This is a genomic window from Flavobacterium fluvii, from assembly GCF_900129545.1.
In the GTDB taxonomy this organism is placed as follows: Bacteria; Bacteroidota; Bacteroidia; order Flavobacteriales; family Flavobacteriaceae; genus Flavobacterium; species Flavobacterium fluvii.
On the sequence record NZ_FQWB01000001.1, the window covers coordinates 1012609 to 1028100 of the forward strand.

A 15492-nucleotide genomic window follows, 5' to 3' on the forward strand; every position below is an offset into this window, starting at 1 on the left:
AGTAATTAAATAAAAAAAACTCCAACTTGTGATTGGAGTTTTTAAGATATAAGAAGAAATTAATTATTGGATAATTAATTTTTTGGTGTCTGTTTTTCCGTCTTCAGTGATTTTTACGATGTAAGAACCGCTTGTCAAGCTCGAAACATTTACGGCATTGTTTGATGTTTTGGCATTCAAGACCTGTTTTCCCAACAAATCATAAACTGAAACAGATTTTACATCGCTGCTGTTGGAAGTAATGTACAAAGTTCCTTTAGAAACAGGATTTGGATACATATTCAAGCCTGAAATAGTGTTTTGCTTAACACCCAAGACTGTAGTAATCACTATCCTAAATTCATCGATAGCAAACAATCCATTAGGGTTACCAGCGTCAATATTATCTACCCATTTAATCCATAAATTTCCACCGTTTGGCCAATTTAAACCTGAAATTGTATTTGACATATTGGTGTAATTGACAGACAAATTTCCGTTGACTGCTGTGTTAGTAACTGCTGTGGTTAATTTTTCGTTTAAATTCAAAGTGGTTACAGCAGTCCAAGTTCCTGTGCTTAAACTTGTGGCGTCTAAACTATAGTAAAATGCCACTGCCTCGTTTGTAGGATTAGTACTGGATCTCCACTGCTCCATTCTGGATGTGATGGCTATTTTTGTAGCTACACTGCCTGTATTGTTTTGAAAAACAGCTCCTAAAACCGGGGTGGTTGTTCCCTCTGCCAGTGTTCCAAAAGCTCTGTCGACGTCTCCAGATGTTAGGCCAACATTGTAAACATTTCCAGTGCTTGTCGAGCCATCATTTAATGCCATTGTTAATGACGATCCATTAGCGTTAATGGCAGTCCAGCCAGGAAGAAAACCTAATAGATTACCCATTCCGTCGAAATTCTCATCATAAGATACGCCAGCTGCAACAAGACTGATTGGTGGTGTTTGTCCAAAAGACAAAGTGGTAAATAAAATAATTGATAAAGTGTAAAGTTTTTTCATATCAGGGAGTTTTAGAATTAAAATGTAAATATAGTAAGTATTTTCTTTTCAAAAACATAAAAATTTAGATTTTTGTTTTTTTGGAGATTATTAATTCTTTGATAGTAATAGTGTTATGTTTGTTTTTTCTGTCGATTTAAATAGAAAAAAACTCCAATTTTGCGATTGGAGCTTTTAAAATACAGGATGAAATAACTATTCAATAATTAGTTTTTTGGTATCTGTTTTGCCTTCTTCGGTGATTTTAATGATGTAAACACCGCCTTTTAAAGTGGAGACATTTACCGTATTGCTTGAAGTTTTTGTGTTTAATACTTGTTTGCCCAACACATCAAAGATGGCTACGGATTTAGCCGAATCACTGTTGGAAGTAATGTATAAAGTGCCTTTGGTTACCGGGTTTGGATAAACGCTTAATCCAGCAATTGTGTTGAATTTATTGTTTGCCAAAACATCTGCAAATGTTGTTGAAATTCTTAAATTATCCACTTCCGCAGAGCCAGTTTCAGTTGTGCTGTCTTGTCTTAAAAAGAAACTTGCAATTTGTGTTAAGTCAGTGCCAGTGTGAGTGTCGGTTAATAATGGGGTTGCTTCGTCGCTAGAAGTAGGGTTAACCCACAATTTTGTAACATCATCGGCAGCCGAAGCAGTGTTGAAAGTATAAGAAATTATTATGCTGTAACTTGTTCCAGTGTTGTAAGTGCTAGTTGTGTAAGTTGTAAGTAATCCTGTTCCTGTTCTAGTTTCTATTCCTAAATTATAGGTGTTGTCATCTATCCTTTTTGCCCATAAAGTTCCGCCAAAAGTTGTGCTGTTTTGTGCAAAACCTGCAAGATATCCGCCATTTGCATCTGTAACTCCAGCCATAGAGGTTATTTTTAAATCAAGTTTAAAATAAATAGTGCCAGTTGTTTGTGTATTAATTAATACTTGTGCGTCTGTTCCTCCGCCTGCAAAAGTTACTTTTGAGCCATCTAAAAGAATGTGGTCTGATGGAGAAGCAGTTCCTACTGCAGACCAAGGGGAAGTTTCATGTAAATTGCCACTCGCATAACTAAATGTGTCAGAGAAAGGCAATGATGTTTGCCCAAACGATAAGGAAGCCGATAAAATAAAAAAGAAAGTGTAAAGTTTTTTCATAATTCAAGGGTTTAAGTTCCTTACAAATATAGCAAGAATTTTTCCCTGAAAGAAAAAAACAATATGAATAAACCATTAAATTAAGAAAAAATCCGAGATTCTTCTATTTTACGATAAGTTTTCTGGTGGCTGTGGCTTCTCCTTCGTTTATCTTGATGATATAGACACCTGGAGACAGGCTGGAAACGCCAAGTTCTCTCGAACTAAGGGTTGTTTGAAGTACTTTTTTGCCTAAAACATCAAAAATAATGATGTCTTTGTCCAAGTCGTTTTTTGAAGTAATATATACTTTGCCATTGCTCACGGGGTTTGGGTACAAGTTCAGTCCTTCAATGGAAGCTGATTCTTGAACTTTGGATTGTTGCTTTGACTCTTGGGCAGAAAGGCCAAGAGTAAAGAAAAAAACCAGTAAAGTGGCAATATAAAAGTAATTTTTCGTCATGGGTTCAATTTGGAATAGTAAAGGTATTAAAAAAGTTTTCAAATAGTATACCAAAGTGGATAAAAATACGTTACGGAAGCTTTTTTAGGGAATAATTAACTAAATCAATAGGATTTGGAAGTGATTGAAGCTTTGTCTTTTAAGTCATAAACAAAAAAACATCCCGGGATTTCCGGGATGCTTTTTTGTTTATGTGTACTGAAATTTGTTTTTACAAATTACCCAACAAATTTACTCCGTCAACAATTGCCCAAGCTCCTGGAGTCAATGCTGCTCCAGTTGCTGTTGTGCTGGTTGTAAAGTTTCCAGTTGGGAAAGCTATCGTGAAACCAGTTGCTCCAGCACCAGTTTGAGGTGTGCTGTCGCCAATTTTAACATTCAACAGTTTTATTTTTCCGCCAGTAACTTGGTTTGTGTTTGTGGTAGCTTCTTGAATTCTTACAGCAACGGCATTTATTGTTGTAGCTCCTGAAATTGCAGTATTTGTGTATCCTGAAATTACAATGTTGGAATATTCTCCGTTTCCTTCTTTTTTGAATTGGATAGCATCAATTTCAAGTGGATTTCCAGCTTCAGTTGCTGTATTGGCAGCTCTTCTTAATGTAATGTTGGATACTTTTGGAAAGAAAGCATTGTTTACACTTTTTGCTTCAATTTCCATTCCGAAATTTCCAGCTCCTGTTTGGTAAGCATACCAGTTGGTATTGGCTTGACCTTGCCATCCATCTTGCCAGTCAAAAGAGTCATCCGTGTTTCCGTAAGAAATCAAGTTTTTGGCACTCACGGTTCCTCCGTAAAATTCGAAACCATCATCAGCTCCTTTGTAAGCTACAAGATTTTCCAAGACTGTTCCTGATCCTACTGCATAGAATGAAAATCCATTCATTTCAGAGTTTCCGTCCAAGATTTTCTTTCCGGCATATTCCACACGAACGTATTTTAAGCTTCCGCTACTGTGTGCAGCATTGGTTCCTCCGTAAATAATGTTTGTTCCGTCTTCTGAAGTGGCTGTGGTAATTGGAGTTCCGTCAGCAGTTTTTCCAGACACGATTGGAGCATCTCCAAAAATTATTATTCCACCCCAAGATCCTGCAGTTTTTGATTTTTCAGTGAATACAACTGGTTCAGCAGCTGTTCCAGCGATGTTTAACAATCCACCTTTTTCTACCAATAAGGCATCCGTACCATTGGTAACATCTGCAGTGATGACAGAACCTGCTTCGAAAGTTAATGTTGCTCCGCTTTTTACTCTAACGGTTCCGCTTATAGTGTAAGTACCTTTGATAAACGTTTTAGAAGCCGTTACATCTCCTGTTATTTCTCCCGTTCCTAATGCTGGAGGCGTTACTACGTCGTTGTCACTTGATGAACAACCGGTAAAAACCAATGATAAGAAGGCGATACTGAATACTAATTTTTTCATTTTTAGTGAGTTTTAATTTTGTTTTTTTTGTTTAATTATTTATTCCAAAAGTAGTTTTGATATTCCTGAATTTAGTTAGCAAATTGTTACTAAAGCATTATATAACAGTGAATTTCATGTAAATTTTATGTTATGAAAAGGCATAAAAAAAAGAGCTGAATAAGCTCTTTTTGATATTGTTTAAAAGGTGTATCCCAGATTGATGGAAAAACCGACTCCCTTTTTATATTCTCGAACAATCAGGGAATTTTCGGTGATGTTCAACGTGCTTTCGCTTCCGAGTTGTTTTCTGTAATTTGGATTTAAAATGTTGTCTACTGCAAATTTTACTTCAATCTTTTTTGAAATTGTGTTTGTCCAAATAAAATCCAGTTTGCTGAATGATTTTTCATAGATGTGGTCAATTCCTGATGAACCCACGGCATAAATTCGGTCTCCGTAAACATTGTAAACCAAACTCATCGAGTTTTTCCAATCCTTGTTGATGTCGAAATCATATTTCAGGTCAGAGTTGATCAACCAGTTGGAAGCTCCTTGTAAGGCTCTGTTTCTGTTGTTTTCCAATTCGTTTCCTTGTTTGGTTATGTCGATTGTAACATCGGTACTCATTAATGAAGTGTTGAAACCCCAAGAGAAATTGGCAAGTGACTTGCTGATGCGGCTCAATTGGAAAAGCATTTCTATTTCGGCTCCAAAAATTACGGCTTCTTCCGAGTTTTTGAAAGTGGTAATTTGTCCACCGCTGTTTGCCGTTGGTTTAAAAACCCTTTCGATTGGGTTGTTGATCATTTTTCCAAATACTCCAACAGCAAATAATTCTTTGTTGTTAGGGAACAATTCATATTTAAAATCAACATTGTAATTTTCGCTGTTCAACAAGTTTGGATTTCCACTTTCAGATGTTCCATCGGCATTGATGTAGTTTATAGGTAGTAATTCCATGGCAACCGGACGTGTGATTGTTTTTGCGAATGATACTCTCAAGTTGCTGTTGTCGTTCAAAATGCGTTTCGCATTTATCGAAGGAAGAATGTCTGTTTTGTCATCAGATTTCAAACGGTAGGCACTTCCAAAAGGATCTCCCTGTTCTCTGTATTTTATTTCACGAGTTGAATTTTCGGCTCTTAATCCAGCGTTGATGTTCCATTTTTCTCCAAAATTCATCAATAAATTGAAATAACCCACATTCACGAACTGGTTCAGTTTTACTTTGTAATCGCCATTGGATTCTTCCTGTACATACAAGATCCCGTTGTTGATGTCCTCATTGATGTAGGAACTGATGTTGTTCAAGTTGCCAGTAAAATTTTTTTCGATATTTTTTTTGCCGGACAAGAAACGGTAACTGGATTCCATATCGTTAAGAAAGTTGTTGTAACCTATCGACAGGTTGTTGTTCTTTTCTTTGGACCCAAATTTCAGGTTGTATTCCAGGAATGAAGAGAAATAGAAGTTTCCTTTGATATCCAGGTATTGACGATTCAAGTTGTTTCCACCATAAGACATGTTGATGTCGTCTTCATTTACTTTTACACCCAGAAGAAATTTTCTGTCAGGTTGTTGAAAAGAAGTATTTACATAAGCTCCACCAGCTTTGATGGTATGTTTTCCGTCTTCGGTTATTTTGTAATCGGCCAATAATTGGTTGTTCCAGTAAAGCGATTCTTCATATTGATTCATTCGGATAAGATTGTTGGTTTGGTTGGCCAAACTGTTGGTGTATCCCAATTGATCTTGAATTTTGCTTTCGGTAGCCTTGATGAACATGGAATTCAGGTTGGCATTAAAACGTTTTGTTTTATACTTGAAACCCAATAAGCCAGAAAGTGTTGTTTGATAACTGTATTGAGTGGTGTAAAGATTATTGTCATAATTGCCTTGACCAAGATTGAAAGTTCGGTCAACACCTTCCGTATATGAATAGTTGTTGTCAAAATTGATTGACATAATGTAGCTGAAACTTCTTTCGTTCTCCAATTTGAATTTCTGTGCGTGCAAAAATCCAATGCTTGAATTCAAAGGACTTTTGGTTGCGGCAACATCCCATGAGTTTTTACCGTAAGCCTCCTCATATTGTGATGGGGAAAGTTTTGTTCCGTTTGGAACCGATCCAAAAGCATTGGGAAGGGCCCTGTCATCGCCCAAGAAACCGAATGTTCCTTTGGTTGAATTGGCATCGTAAGAAAGTAAAAATTTCTCAAGATTGTTGTTGGTAGTATATCCAAAACCAATGTTCAATTTGGTAATGTCTTTTGGTTGTGGCGTTTCGATATTGATGGTTGCACCGGCAAAATCACCAGAAATGTTTGGATTAAAAGTTTTATAGACATTCAAGACTCCTACCACGTCAGTCGGGAATAAATCCAAAGGAATTATTTTTTTGAAAGGACTGTTGGATGGGGATTGCAAATCGTTTATCAGTAAGTTGTTGTAGCGGTCTTCCAGTCCACGAATGAACAAACCTCTTCCGTCCACCTTCGTGATTCCGGTTATTTTAGTCAAACCTTCCTCGACATCGCTAACCCCTTTACGAGCCATTTCTTGTGCTCCAATACTTTGTTTGATTACCACAGCATTTTTTTGGTCCAGCAAAATGGCAGTTTCTTTTTCCCTATTTCCTGTCGACCTGATTACTACTTCTTTTAGATTGTAATTAGTGGGAACCAAGGATTCATTGGTAATAGTTGTTTGTCCTTCGTTTACGGTAACCAAGATTTCGGTAGATTCATATCCGGCCAAGCTGAACTCGACGATATAAACTCCAGGTTGAATAGCAATGGAAAATTTTCCTTCTGCATCTGTTGTAGTGCTTATATTTGCTTCTTTTATTGTGACAGTTACTGCTGACAATGTTTTTTGTTGTATACTTTTATCTGTTAATATACCCGTGATTTTTCCATCATTTTTCGCGAAGGAAAGGGTGGAAATTAATAATGCAATAAACAATAATCTGAATTTCATTTTAATTGGTTTTTGTTTTTGCAAAGGAATGTCCGTTTTGTAAAGTAAAAGTTAGCTGATTATTACCATTTAGTTTCGTGAATATTAATAAATGGTTAACATATTAAATTGCGGTTAATGAAGCTTTTTAACTATTCTTTTATTATTACATTTACAATCGGAAAGACGATCATATAGGTGTCTTTAATGTATAATTACAATGAATTAACATTAGTTTTCTAAACATGAAAAAACAAAACACAAAGATTTTACTAGTTGATGACGAACCGGATATTTTAGAAATTGTAGGGTATAATCTTGCCCAGGAAGGATATCAAATTGTTACGGCTTCCAATGGTAAAGATGCCATAACAAAAGCCAAAAAAGAAATGCCGGATCTTATCATTATGGACGTGATGATGCCGGAGATGGACGGAATGGAAGCTTGTGAAAATATCAGGAAAATTCCTGAACTCAATAACGTAATCATTACTTTTCTTACCGCCCGAAGTGAAGATTATTCGCAAGTGGCAGGTTTTGATGCCGGTGCCGATGATTATATCACCAAGCCAATCAAACCCAAGTTGTTGGTGAGCAAGGTGAAAGCATTGTTGCGTCGTTCAAAAGAACAAGAGGTAAAAAGTGAAACGCTAAATGTGGGTGGAATAGAAATCAATCGCGAAGAATATAAAATAATAAAGGACAATTTGGTAATTGCTTTGCCTCGAAAAGAGTTTGAACTCTTTTATTTATTGGCTTCAAAACCGGGAAAAGTATTCAAGCGAGATGAAATTTTGGACAAAGTTTGGGGGAATGAAGTTGTCGTGGGTGGAAGAACCATAGATGTCCACATCAGGAAACTTAGAGAGAAAATTGGAGATGATTTTTTCAAGACCATAAAAGGTATCGGTTATAAATTCGAAGTGTAATTTTAGTGTTAAATTTGCACCAATCCCTGAACATTGAAAGATGAAAATAAGTTTCAAGAAAACCTATAGGTTTGCCGTAATTTCAGCTTTATACATCAGTCTTTTTGCTACTATATTTGTTATGCTGTTGGCAACAATGGTGTTCAAATATACCCCGAAAAGCATCTTTTTGTTTGGAGGTATTTTCCTTTTTTTTATTTATGCATTTTCCTTTATCGTCATACAATACAGGGTAGAACGGTTTATCTATCGTAGGGTAAAAAAAATCTACGATGATGTTTCCCTGCTGGAATCGAGTACTTTCATCAATCAGCCCATAACGACCGACATGGAAACGCTGACACTGGAAATGAAGAAATATGCCACGGGCAAAAAACTGGAAATCGAAATGTTGAAAGTTCGCGAAGAATATCGAAGAGAATTTCTGGGAAATGTTTCGCATGAATTAAAAACTCCTTTATTTACGGTTCAGGGCTATATTTCTACACTGCTTGAAGGTGCAATGGAAGATAAGGCCATTCGGAAAAAATACTTGAAACGTGCCGAAAAGGGTGTGGAACGATTGATTTATATCGTCGAAGATTTGGACATGATCACCAAACTGGAAGTGGGTGACTTGAATCTGGAATTTTCTGAATTTGATATTGTCGAATTGATTCAAAATGTTTTTGATTTATTGGAAATGAAGGCCGATAAAAAGAAAATTACCTTGGCATTTGAAAATTATCATATCCAGCCCATTTTTGTAAAAGGTGACAAAGACAAAATGCAACAAGTTGTCGAAAACTTGTTGGTCAATTCCATTAAATATGGTAAAGAAGGCGGTTTGACCGAGGTAAGCGTGATTAACCTGACCAAGAAAAAAGTGTTGGTTCGAGTTACCGACAATGGAGAAGGAATTGAAAAACAAAATCTTCCAAGAGTTTTTGAACGCTTCTATCGTGTGGATAAAAGTGGTTCCCGCACAGAAGGAGGTTCCGGATTGGGTCTCGCCATCGTAAAACACATTATCGAAGCCCATAAGGAAAAGATATATGTGGAAAGCGAATTCGGTATTGGATCCGAATTTTCTTTTACCATGACCAAAGCTAAATTAAACATTTCTTAATATGATATAATAAATTTAGGTTGCTGATTGTTAGATTAATGTTTGTTATATTGGGATTAAAAAAGGAACTTTGTTTCTAGGAAAATCGCCGTTAACATTAAATTATCATCTAAATAACATTGAGATAACATTAAATTAACATTGCAGCATCACCTTTGCGGCAAATAAATCATAAAAAAGAAATGAGAAAAGTTTTATTTGCAAGTTTACTGGCTGTTTCATTTACAGTGAATGCGCAAGATGTAAAGAAAGATGAAATCAAGAAAGAAGTGGTTCGTATCTTGGATTCCATCAATAAGGAAAAGCAGGTTGAAAAAGAAAAGATAGTTTCAAAGGAAAAAGCCGATAAAGAAAAAGCCGATAAAGAAGCTTGGTACAACAAAATTTCTATTCGAGGATATGTCCAAGTTAGATATAACGGATTGTTTTCCACTAATGATAAAGTGTCTTGCGACCAATGCGATAAATCCTGGGGAACAACTTCAACAGCTCCAGACGCAAAATCAAATAATGGTTTTTTTATAAGAAGAGCTCGTGTTGTTATCTCGGGACAAGTTCATCCTAATGTTTTTGTTTATATTCAGCCAGATTTCGCCAGTTCTCCATCGACGGGTGTGAATAATTTTGCCCAAATTAGAGATGCTTATGCCGATATTTCATTCGACAAGAAAAGAGAATATAGAATTAGACTTGGTCAGAGTAAAATCCCATTCGGTTTTGAAAATTTGCAATCCAGCCAAAATCGTTTGACTTTGGATCGTAATGATGGTTTGAATAGTGCCATTGCCAATGAAAGAGATTTAGGAGCTTTTTTTTACTGGGCTCCAGCTGAAATTAGGGAGCGTTTTGCAATGCTTGTAAAAGATGGGTATAAAGGTTCCGGAGATTATGGCGTGTTTGCATTTGGGGCTTATAACGGTCAAACTGCGAATAAATCAGAAGCGAACAGAAACTTGCACGTTGTTGCCAGGGTAACTTATCCATTTGTTATAGGAAACCAAATAATTGAACCGGGATTGCAAGCTTATACAGGAAAATGGGCTTTTACCAGCGAATTATCTACAGGAGTAACTACTCCACTTAACAAGCAATATGTATTAGACCAAAGAGTTGGAGCTACTTTTGTATTGTATCCAAAACCATTTGGTATCCAAACAGAATACAACATTGGGAAAGGACCGCGTTATGATAACGTTACTAATTCAGTTGATGTTACCAGTTTAGATGGTGGTTATGTAACATTAAATTACAAATGGGACTTGAATTTGGCAAAACACCATTTCTTGTATCCTTTTGCCAAGTTCCAATATTATGATGGAGGAAAGAAGTTTGAAAAAGATGCCAGAAGTTATGTGGTAAGAGATTATGAATTGGGTATAGAATGGCAACCGCTTAAAGCATTTGAGTTGACGGCGGAATGGGTTATTTCTGACAGGACTTTTGAAGACAGCGCACTTCCAATCAACAGACAACAAGGAAATTTATTGAGATTGCAAGCACAGATTAATTTCTAATTTTGCAATATATAAATTGAGCATTATTTTGATAAAAAGAGGCTATTTCACGAGTTGTGAAACAGCCTCTTTTTTTTTATTTTTATTTAGGTATTTAATGTTATATCTTTGATAATCAGTATCAAAATAGGTTTTCTGGTTATGTGACTTTTTCTTTATTGTAAAATTAGTGTAAAAAATACCCAAATAGTAAAGATTGAATAATACTTGCTTAACATAGCCTTAACGTTGACGCTTTACTTTTGTCAAAAATTAAAAGATACCAAAAAATGAAAACAACTAAATTAAAAATAGCAGCCCTTTTGGCAGTAGTGATGACTATTGGATTTTCCTTTACTACTTTGAATAAAATAACGATTAAAGGATCGGATACTATGGTGATTTTATCACAACAATGGGCTGAAGCCTATATGAAAAAACATCCAGGAACGACTATTCAGGTAACTGGTGGTGGATCAGGAGTAGGACTTGCGGCATTAATAAATGGTTCTACGGATATAGCAAACTCAAGTCGTCCAATCAAACCGGCTGAATTAGAAAAAATCAAGACGAAATACAAAAAAAACGGAATCGAAATTGCTTGTGCAAAAGACGGTTTGTCTGTTTTCTTGAACAAAGGAAATACGGTTTCTGAATTGACAATGCAACAAATTGGGGATATCTTTTCTGGTAAAATTACCAACTGGAAGCAAGTGGGTGGAGCCGATGCAAAAATCCAATTGTACGGAAGGGAAAGCAGCTCGGGAACTTTTGAATTTTTCAAGGAACACGTTGTGAAAACTGATTTTTCTCCAGCTTGTCAAACTTTGCCTGGAACCGCTGCGATTGTAAATGCAGTAAAAAAAGACAAATACAGCATTGGTTACGGTGGTGCGGCTTATGCCGAAGGTGTTAAAGATTGTAAAGTGAAAAAAGATGCCAAAAGCAAAGGAGTTTTGCCAACGGAAGCTACCATTAAAAACAAAACCTACCCAATTTCAAGATACTTGTACATGTATTTGAAGACGAAACCAACAGGCGAGACCAAAGCTTTTATTGACTGGGTTTTGAGTCCAGAGGGTCAAAAAATGATTGCAGCAGTAGGATATTTTCCAGTAAAATAAAAACAAATAAGGAAATCCCTCTCTTTCATTAAGGAGGGATTTTTTATATGCATTCTTAAATCCATTAAATGAATTCTCCTCATCCAAATAAACAAACTTTTACCAAAGAGAGTTTGAAAAAACAATTCAGGCTTTCCGAGTTTCTGGCCGAGAAAGTTATTTCTTCGGTGGCATTTCTCTCGATAGCCGTTATTTTCTTGATATTTATTTTTGTTTTCAAGGAATCGTTGCCATTATTCGGTTTTAATGATAAAGCGAAAGCAAATACCGAAATCCAAACAACTACTGGGGCAGCAATTGAAACTTATGGAAGCGAAACTTCCACGGCAGATAGTGAACCGGAAACCTATGGTGCTCCTGCAGAAAGTCTGGAACCCGAAACTTATGGTTCGCCAACAGAAGATTTAAATCCAGTTGTTGAAGAAACAGCAGCAGCAGAACCGGAAACTTACGGAACGGTAACCGAAGATTTAAACCCGGATTCCGCTTCGGAAGATGTAGTTGCTATTGACGAAAAAGTTACTGGAAACAAAGAAGGAGCAGATAAAACTTGGAGTACTTTTTTCTCCACGGAATGGGTTCCTGTTTCCGATAATCCTCGATTTGGATTGATTGCTTTGTTTATTGGTACTTTGAAAGTAACCATCATCGCCATGTTGATTGCCGGACCTTTGGCAATATTGGCTGCCGTTTACACCTCTTGCTTTGCTTCCAATAGAAGAAAGGAAATCATAAAACCCATTATCGAAATGTTGGCGGCTTTTCCATCGGTGGTAATTGGATTTTTTGCCATGATGGTCTTGGCTACTTTTTTCCAGGATATTTTTGGCTACGATTCAAGATTGAATGCTTTCATTGGCGGTGTCGCGATGGCATTGGCGGCAATTCCCATTATTTACACGATTTCAGAAGATGCTTTGTCATCAGTTCCTAAAACCTATACCGAAGCCAGTTTGGCATTGGGAGCCAGCAAAGCACAGACCGCCTTTTCGGTGATTTTGCCGGCGGCAACTCCGGGTATTTTTGCAGCCTTGCTTTTGGGCGTGGGTCGTGTTTTTGGAGAAACGATGATTGCGCTTATGGCAACCGGAAACGCGGCATTGTTGTCGGCCAATCCATTTGAAAGTGTGCGAACTTTTGCGGCTACCATTGGTTCTGAAATGGCCGAAACTGTTTTTGGAGAAACCCATTACAGCGTTTTGTTTTTTATTGGGTCTTTGCTTTTCATTTTCTCATTCATATTGAACGCGGTGGCAGAATTTTATGTCAAAGGAAGATTAATAAAAAAATTCCAAGGTAAATAAATATGGAAAAAGCAATTAGCATAACAGAAAATCCTTTTGCCAAGACTAACGGCAGGGGAAAAGATGTAAAAGAAACAGCAGTTGTGGGATTGACGCAAACTGCGGTTGTTTTAATTATTGCCATCTTGGTTATCATTTTGGGAATCATTATTTATCAAGGACGCACTAAGTTTTCCTGGGAATTTATCAGTTCTTTTCCAACCGACGGAATGACCCAAGGAGGAATATTTCCAGCATTGATAGGTACTTTTATATTGGTTATCGTGATGTCGATAGCGGCCGTTCCTTTCGGGACCATTACGGCGATTTATTTAACGGAATATGCACACGAAAATTCAAAATTTGCCGCAGCGGTTCGGTTTTCCATTCGGACACTGGCAGTAGTTCCTTCGATAATTTTCGGGCTTTTTGGTCTTGGTTTTTTTATCCAATTTGTGGGAACTGGAATGGATTCCGCTTTCAATGATGGGCAATTGCGTTGGGGACAACCCAACATTCTTTGGGCGAGTTTAACAATGGCCTTGTTGACGCTTCCCGTGATTATCGTTTCTGTTGAGGAAGCCTTGAAAACAATTCCGAGAGAGTTGCGAGAAGCCAGTTTGGCATTGGGCGCTACCAAATGGCAAACCATAAAGCATGTCGTTTTTCCGGGTTCTATTTCCGGAATCATGACCGGAACAATTCTTGCCGTGAGTAGAGGTGCCGGCGAAGTTGCTCCTATTTTGTTTACTGGAGCAGCATATTATTTGGCCACTTTGCCGGGTTCTTTAAGCGACCAATTCATGAATTTAGGATACCATGTTTACATTATGTCAACCCAATCTTCTGATGTGGAGAAAACAATGCCTATCCAGTTTGCAACAACCTTGGTATTGTTGATTTTAACATTGTCGTTAAATTTGGTAGCGGTAATCATTCGATCAAGAATTAGAAGAAAAGCAAAATAAAAAGTAAGGCACAAAAAAATGCCGCCAAGTCGCCAAGTCACAAAGAAATTGTGTTGGTGAATTTGGAAAAAGACTTAAAAAAATATTTCAAATAATTAAAATTCGTGCCTTTGCGCCTTTGTGGCATAAACAAAAATAAAATGAGAGACATAAAAATACAGGTTAATGATTTGTCATTGTACTACGGCGAGAAAAAAGCGTTGAAGGAAATTTCGATGCAGATTCCAGCCAATAAAGTAACCGCTTTAATAGGGCCTTCTGGTTGTGGTAAATCTACTTTTTTGAGATGCATTAACCGAATGAATGATTTGATTCCAAGTGTAAAAATAACTGGTGAATTGCTTGTGGAAGGAATCGACATCTATGACAAGAACGTGGATGTTGTTAATATTCGAAAAAAAATAGGGATGGTATTTCAAAAATCCAATCCTTTTCCGAAATCCATTTATGAAAATATAGCTTACGGCCCTCGTATAAACGGCATAAAAGACAAAACCCAATTGGACGAAATTGTGGAAACTTCTTTGCGACAAGCAGCCATTTGGGACGAATTAAAAGACAGGTTGGGCGATTCTGCCCTGGGATTGTCTGGAGGACAACAGCAACGGTTGTGTATTGCACGAACATTGGCGGTAAGCCCGGACATTATCCTTATGGACGAACCAGCCAGCGCCTTGGATCCAATTTCGACATCTAAAATTGAAGAATTGGTACATGAATTGAAAGAACAGTACACCATTATAATTGTGACCCACAATATGCAACAAGCAGCAAGAACCAGTGATCATACGGCGTTCTTTTATATGGGTGAATTGATTGAAATGGGGAAAACAAATACTATTTTTACCAAGCCAGAAAAAAAACAAACCGAGGATTATATCACGGGAAGATTCGGATAATCGTATTCAAAATCTTTTATCCAATATCCAATACCTAAAATCGTATATCAGTATGACACATTTTGAAATAGAATTAGAAAAATTAAATAATGTAATCGTAAAAATTGGTTCTTTGGCCGAAAGCCAAGTTAGCGAATCGGTAAAAGCATTGCTTTCTGAACCAATTGAAGGTAAAGAAGTAAAGAAAATTGAGAATAAAATCGACAAATTAGACGTAAAAATCGACGAGATTTGTCAAAGTATTTTTGCCCTTCAACAGCCCGTGGCTTCTGACTTGCGTTTTATCATGGGAGCTTTGCAAATTAGCAACGAGATAGAACGAATAGGGGATTTGGCCGTCAGCATCATCAAAAGAGCCAAAAACATCAAGGACAAACACGATTTGGTATCCAAGTTTGAAATTGCAGATTTAGGCAGACAAGTGGAACTCATTACGGCAAAAACCAATTCCTATTTCTTGACTCGTGACGAACATACTTTTGCAGAAATTTTTAGTTTGAATGCGGCAATTAAAAATAAAAGCGAAGAAGCTATTCAAGGCATCATTTCTGAAATGAAGTCCCATTCAAAAACGGTGTTGTCAGGAACAAATCTTGTAATTGTCATTAAACATTTGGAACGAATTTCCGATCATTGTTCCAATATCGCCGAGCATGTTTATTTTATTGTTTATGCCAAGATTATCAAACACGAAAATCCGAATACGGAATCTTGATTGTAACCTAAATATTAAAACCCGAATTAGACTAA

13 protein-coding genes are annotated in these 15492 nt (G+C 36.8%); 8 read left to right on the plus strand and 5 right to left on the minus strand.

What is annotated here, in order from left to right:
* Nucleotides 1-63 precede the first annotated feature (63 nt).
* The 5 genes from BUC16_RS04135 to BUC16_RS04155 form a co-directional block, all read right to left on the minus strand.
* Entirely contained in the window at nt 64-993 is a 930-nt protein-coding gene (locus BUC16_RS04135; RefSeq protein ID WP_073368143.1) for a T9SS type A sorting domain-containing protein, read from the minus strand.
* 195 nt (nt 994-1188) lie between these two features.
* The gene (locus BUC16_RS17450; protein ID WP_244534338.1) at nt 1189-2133 is read right to left on the minus strand and encodes a T9SS type A sorting domain-containing protein; all 945 of its coding nucleotides are present in this window, start codon (nt 2131-2133) and stop codon (nt 1189-1191) included.
* Between the two features lie 103 nt (nt 2134-2236).
* Nucleotides 2237-2575: a T9SS type A sorting domain-containing protein gene (locus tag BUC16_RS04145; protein ID WP_073368144.1), complete on the minus strand. Its 339-nt coding sequence runs from the start codon at nt 2573-2575 to the stop codon at nt 2237-2239.
* 211 nt (nt 2576-2786) lie between these two features.
* Nucleotides 2787-3998: a beta-helix domain-containing protein gene (locus tag BUC16_RS04150; RefSeq protein WP_073368146.1), complete on the minus strand. Its 1212-nt coding sequence runs from the start codon at nt 3996-3998 to the stop codon at nt 2787-2789.
* Nucleotides 3999-4178: 180 nt separating this feature from the next.
* On the minus strand, nt 4179-6959 hold the full coding sequence (locus BUC16_RS04155) for a TonB-dependent receptor (protein WP_073368148.1): 2781 nt from the start codon (nt 6957-6959) through the stop codon (nt 4179-4181).
* Nucleotides 6960-7183: 224 nt separating this feature from the next.
* Between BUC16_RS04155 and BUC16_RS04160 the strand changes: the two genes are divergently transcribed.
* From BUC16_RS04160 to phoU, 8 genes are all read left to right on the plus strand, one after another.
* The gene (locus BUC16_RS04160; RefSeq protein WP_073368150.1) at nt 7184-7867 is read left to right on the plus strand and encodes a response regulator transcription factor; all 684 of its coding nucleotides are present in this window, start codon (nt 7184-7186) and stop codon (nt 7865-7867) included.
* Between the two features lie 40 nt (nt 7868-7907).
* Complete coding sequence (locus BUC16_RS04165; protein WP_073368151.1) at nt 7908-8975, plus strand: sensor histidine kinase; 1068 nt, start codon at nt 7908-7910, stop codon at nt 8973-8975.
* Between the two features lie 182 nt (nt 8976-9157).
* Complete coding sequence (locus BUC16_RS04170; protein ID WP_073368153.1) at nt 9158-10489, plus strand: porin; 1332 nt, start codon at nt 9158-9160, stop codon at nt 10487-10489.
* A gap of 269 nt (nt 10490-10758) precedes the next feature.
* On the plus strand, nt 10759-11592 hold the full coding sequence (locus tag BUC16_RS04175) for a PstS family phosphate ABC transporter substrate-binding protein (protein WP_073368154.1): 834 nt from the start codon (nt 10759-10761) through the stop codon (nt 11590-11592).
* A 68-nt stretch (nt 11593-11660) separates the two neighbouring features.
* The gene (gene pstC, locus BUC16_RS04180) at nt 11661-12896 is read left to right on the plus strand and encodes a phosphate ABC transporter permease subunit PstC (RefSeq protein ID WP_073368156.1); all 1236 of its coding nucleotides are present in this window, start codon (nt 11661-11663) and stop codon (nt 12894-12896) included.
* 2 nt (nt 12897-12898) lie between these two features.
* A complete protein-coding gene (pstA, locus tag BUC16_RS04185; protein ID WP_073368157.1) occupies nt 12899-13843 on the plus strand; it encodes a phosphate ABC transporter permease PstA in 945 nt (314 codons plus the stop codon).
* Between the two features lie 140 nt (nt 13844-13983).
* Nucleotides 13984-14742, plus strand: a complete 759-nt coding sequence (gene pstB, locus BUC16_RS04190) for a phosphate ABC transporter ATP-binding protein PstB (RefSeq protein WP_141226078.1) — start codon at nt 13984-13986, stop codon at nt 14740-14742.
* A gap of 52 nt (nt 14743-14794) precedes the next feature.
* Entirely contained in the window at nt 14795-15457 is a 663-nt protein-coding gene (gene phoU, locus BUC16_RS04195; protein WP_073368160.1) for a phosphate signaling complex protein PhoU, read from the plus strand.
* Nucleotides 15458-15492: the final 35 nt, after the last annotated feature.

Coding starts and splice junctions, on each gene's coding strand:
- BUC16_RS17450 (WP_244534338.1), bottom strand. CDS start 2,133: ATGAAAAAACTTTACACTTTCTTTTTTATTTTATCGGCTTCCTTATCG.
- phoU (WP_073368160.1), top strand. CDS start 14,795: ATGACACATTTTGAAATAGAATTAGAAAAATTAAATAATGTAATCGTA.
- pstB (WP_141226078.1), top strand. CDS start 13,984: ATGAGAGACATAAAAATACAGGTTAATGATTTGTCATTGTACTACGGC.
- pstC (WP_073368156.1), top strand. CDS start 11,661: ATGAATTCTCCTCATCCAAATAAACAAACTTTTACCAAAGAGAGTTTG.
- BUC16_RS04170 (WP_073368153.1), top strand. CDS start 9,158: ATGAGAAAAGTTTTATTTGCAAGTTTACTGGCTGTTTCATTTACAGTG.
- BUC16_RS04135 (WP_073368143.1), bottom strand. CDS start 993: ATGAAAAAACTTTACACTTTATCAATTATTTTATTTACCACTTTGTCT.
- BUC16_RS04160 (WP_073368150.1), top strand. CDS start 7,184: ATGAAAAAACAAAACACAAAGATTTTACTAGTTGATGACGAACCGGAT.
- BUC16_RS04165 (WP_073368151.1), top strand. CDS start 7,908: ATGAAAATAAGTTTCAAGAAAACCTATAGGTTTGCCGTAATTTCAGCT.
- BUC16_RS04175 (WP_073368154.1), top strand. CDS start 10,759: ATGAAAACAACTAAATTAAAAATAGCAGCCCTTTTGGCAGTAGTGATG.
- BUC16_RS04150 (WP_073368146.1), bottom strand. CDS start 3,998: ATGAAAAAATTAGTATTCAGTATCGCCTTCTTATCATTGGTTTTTACC.
- BUC16_RS04145 (WP_073368144.1), bottom strand. CDS start 2,575: ATGACGAAAAATTACTTTTATATTGCCACTTTACTGGTTTTTTTCTTT.
- pstA (WP_073368157.1), top strand. CDS start 12,899: ATGGAAAAAGCAATTAGCATAACAGAAAATCCTTTTGCCAAGACTAAC.
- BUC16_RS04155 (WP_073368148.1), bottom strand. CDS start 6,959: ATGAAATTCAGATTATTGTTTATTGCATTATTAATTTCCACCCTTTCC.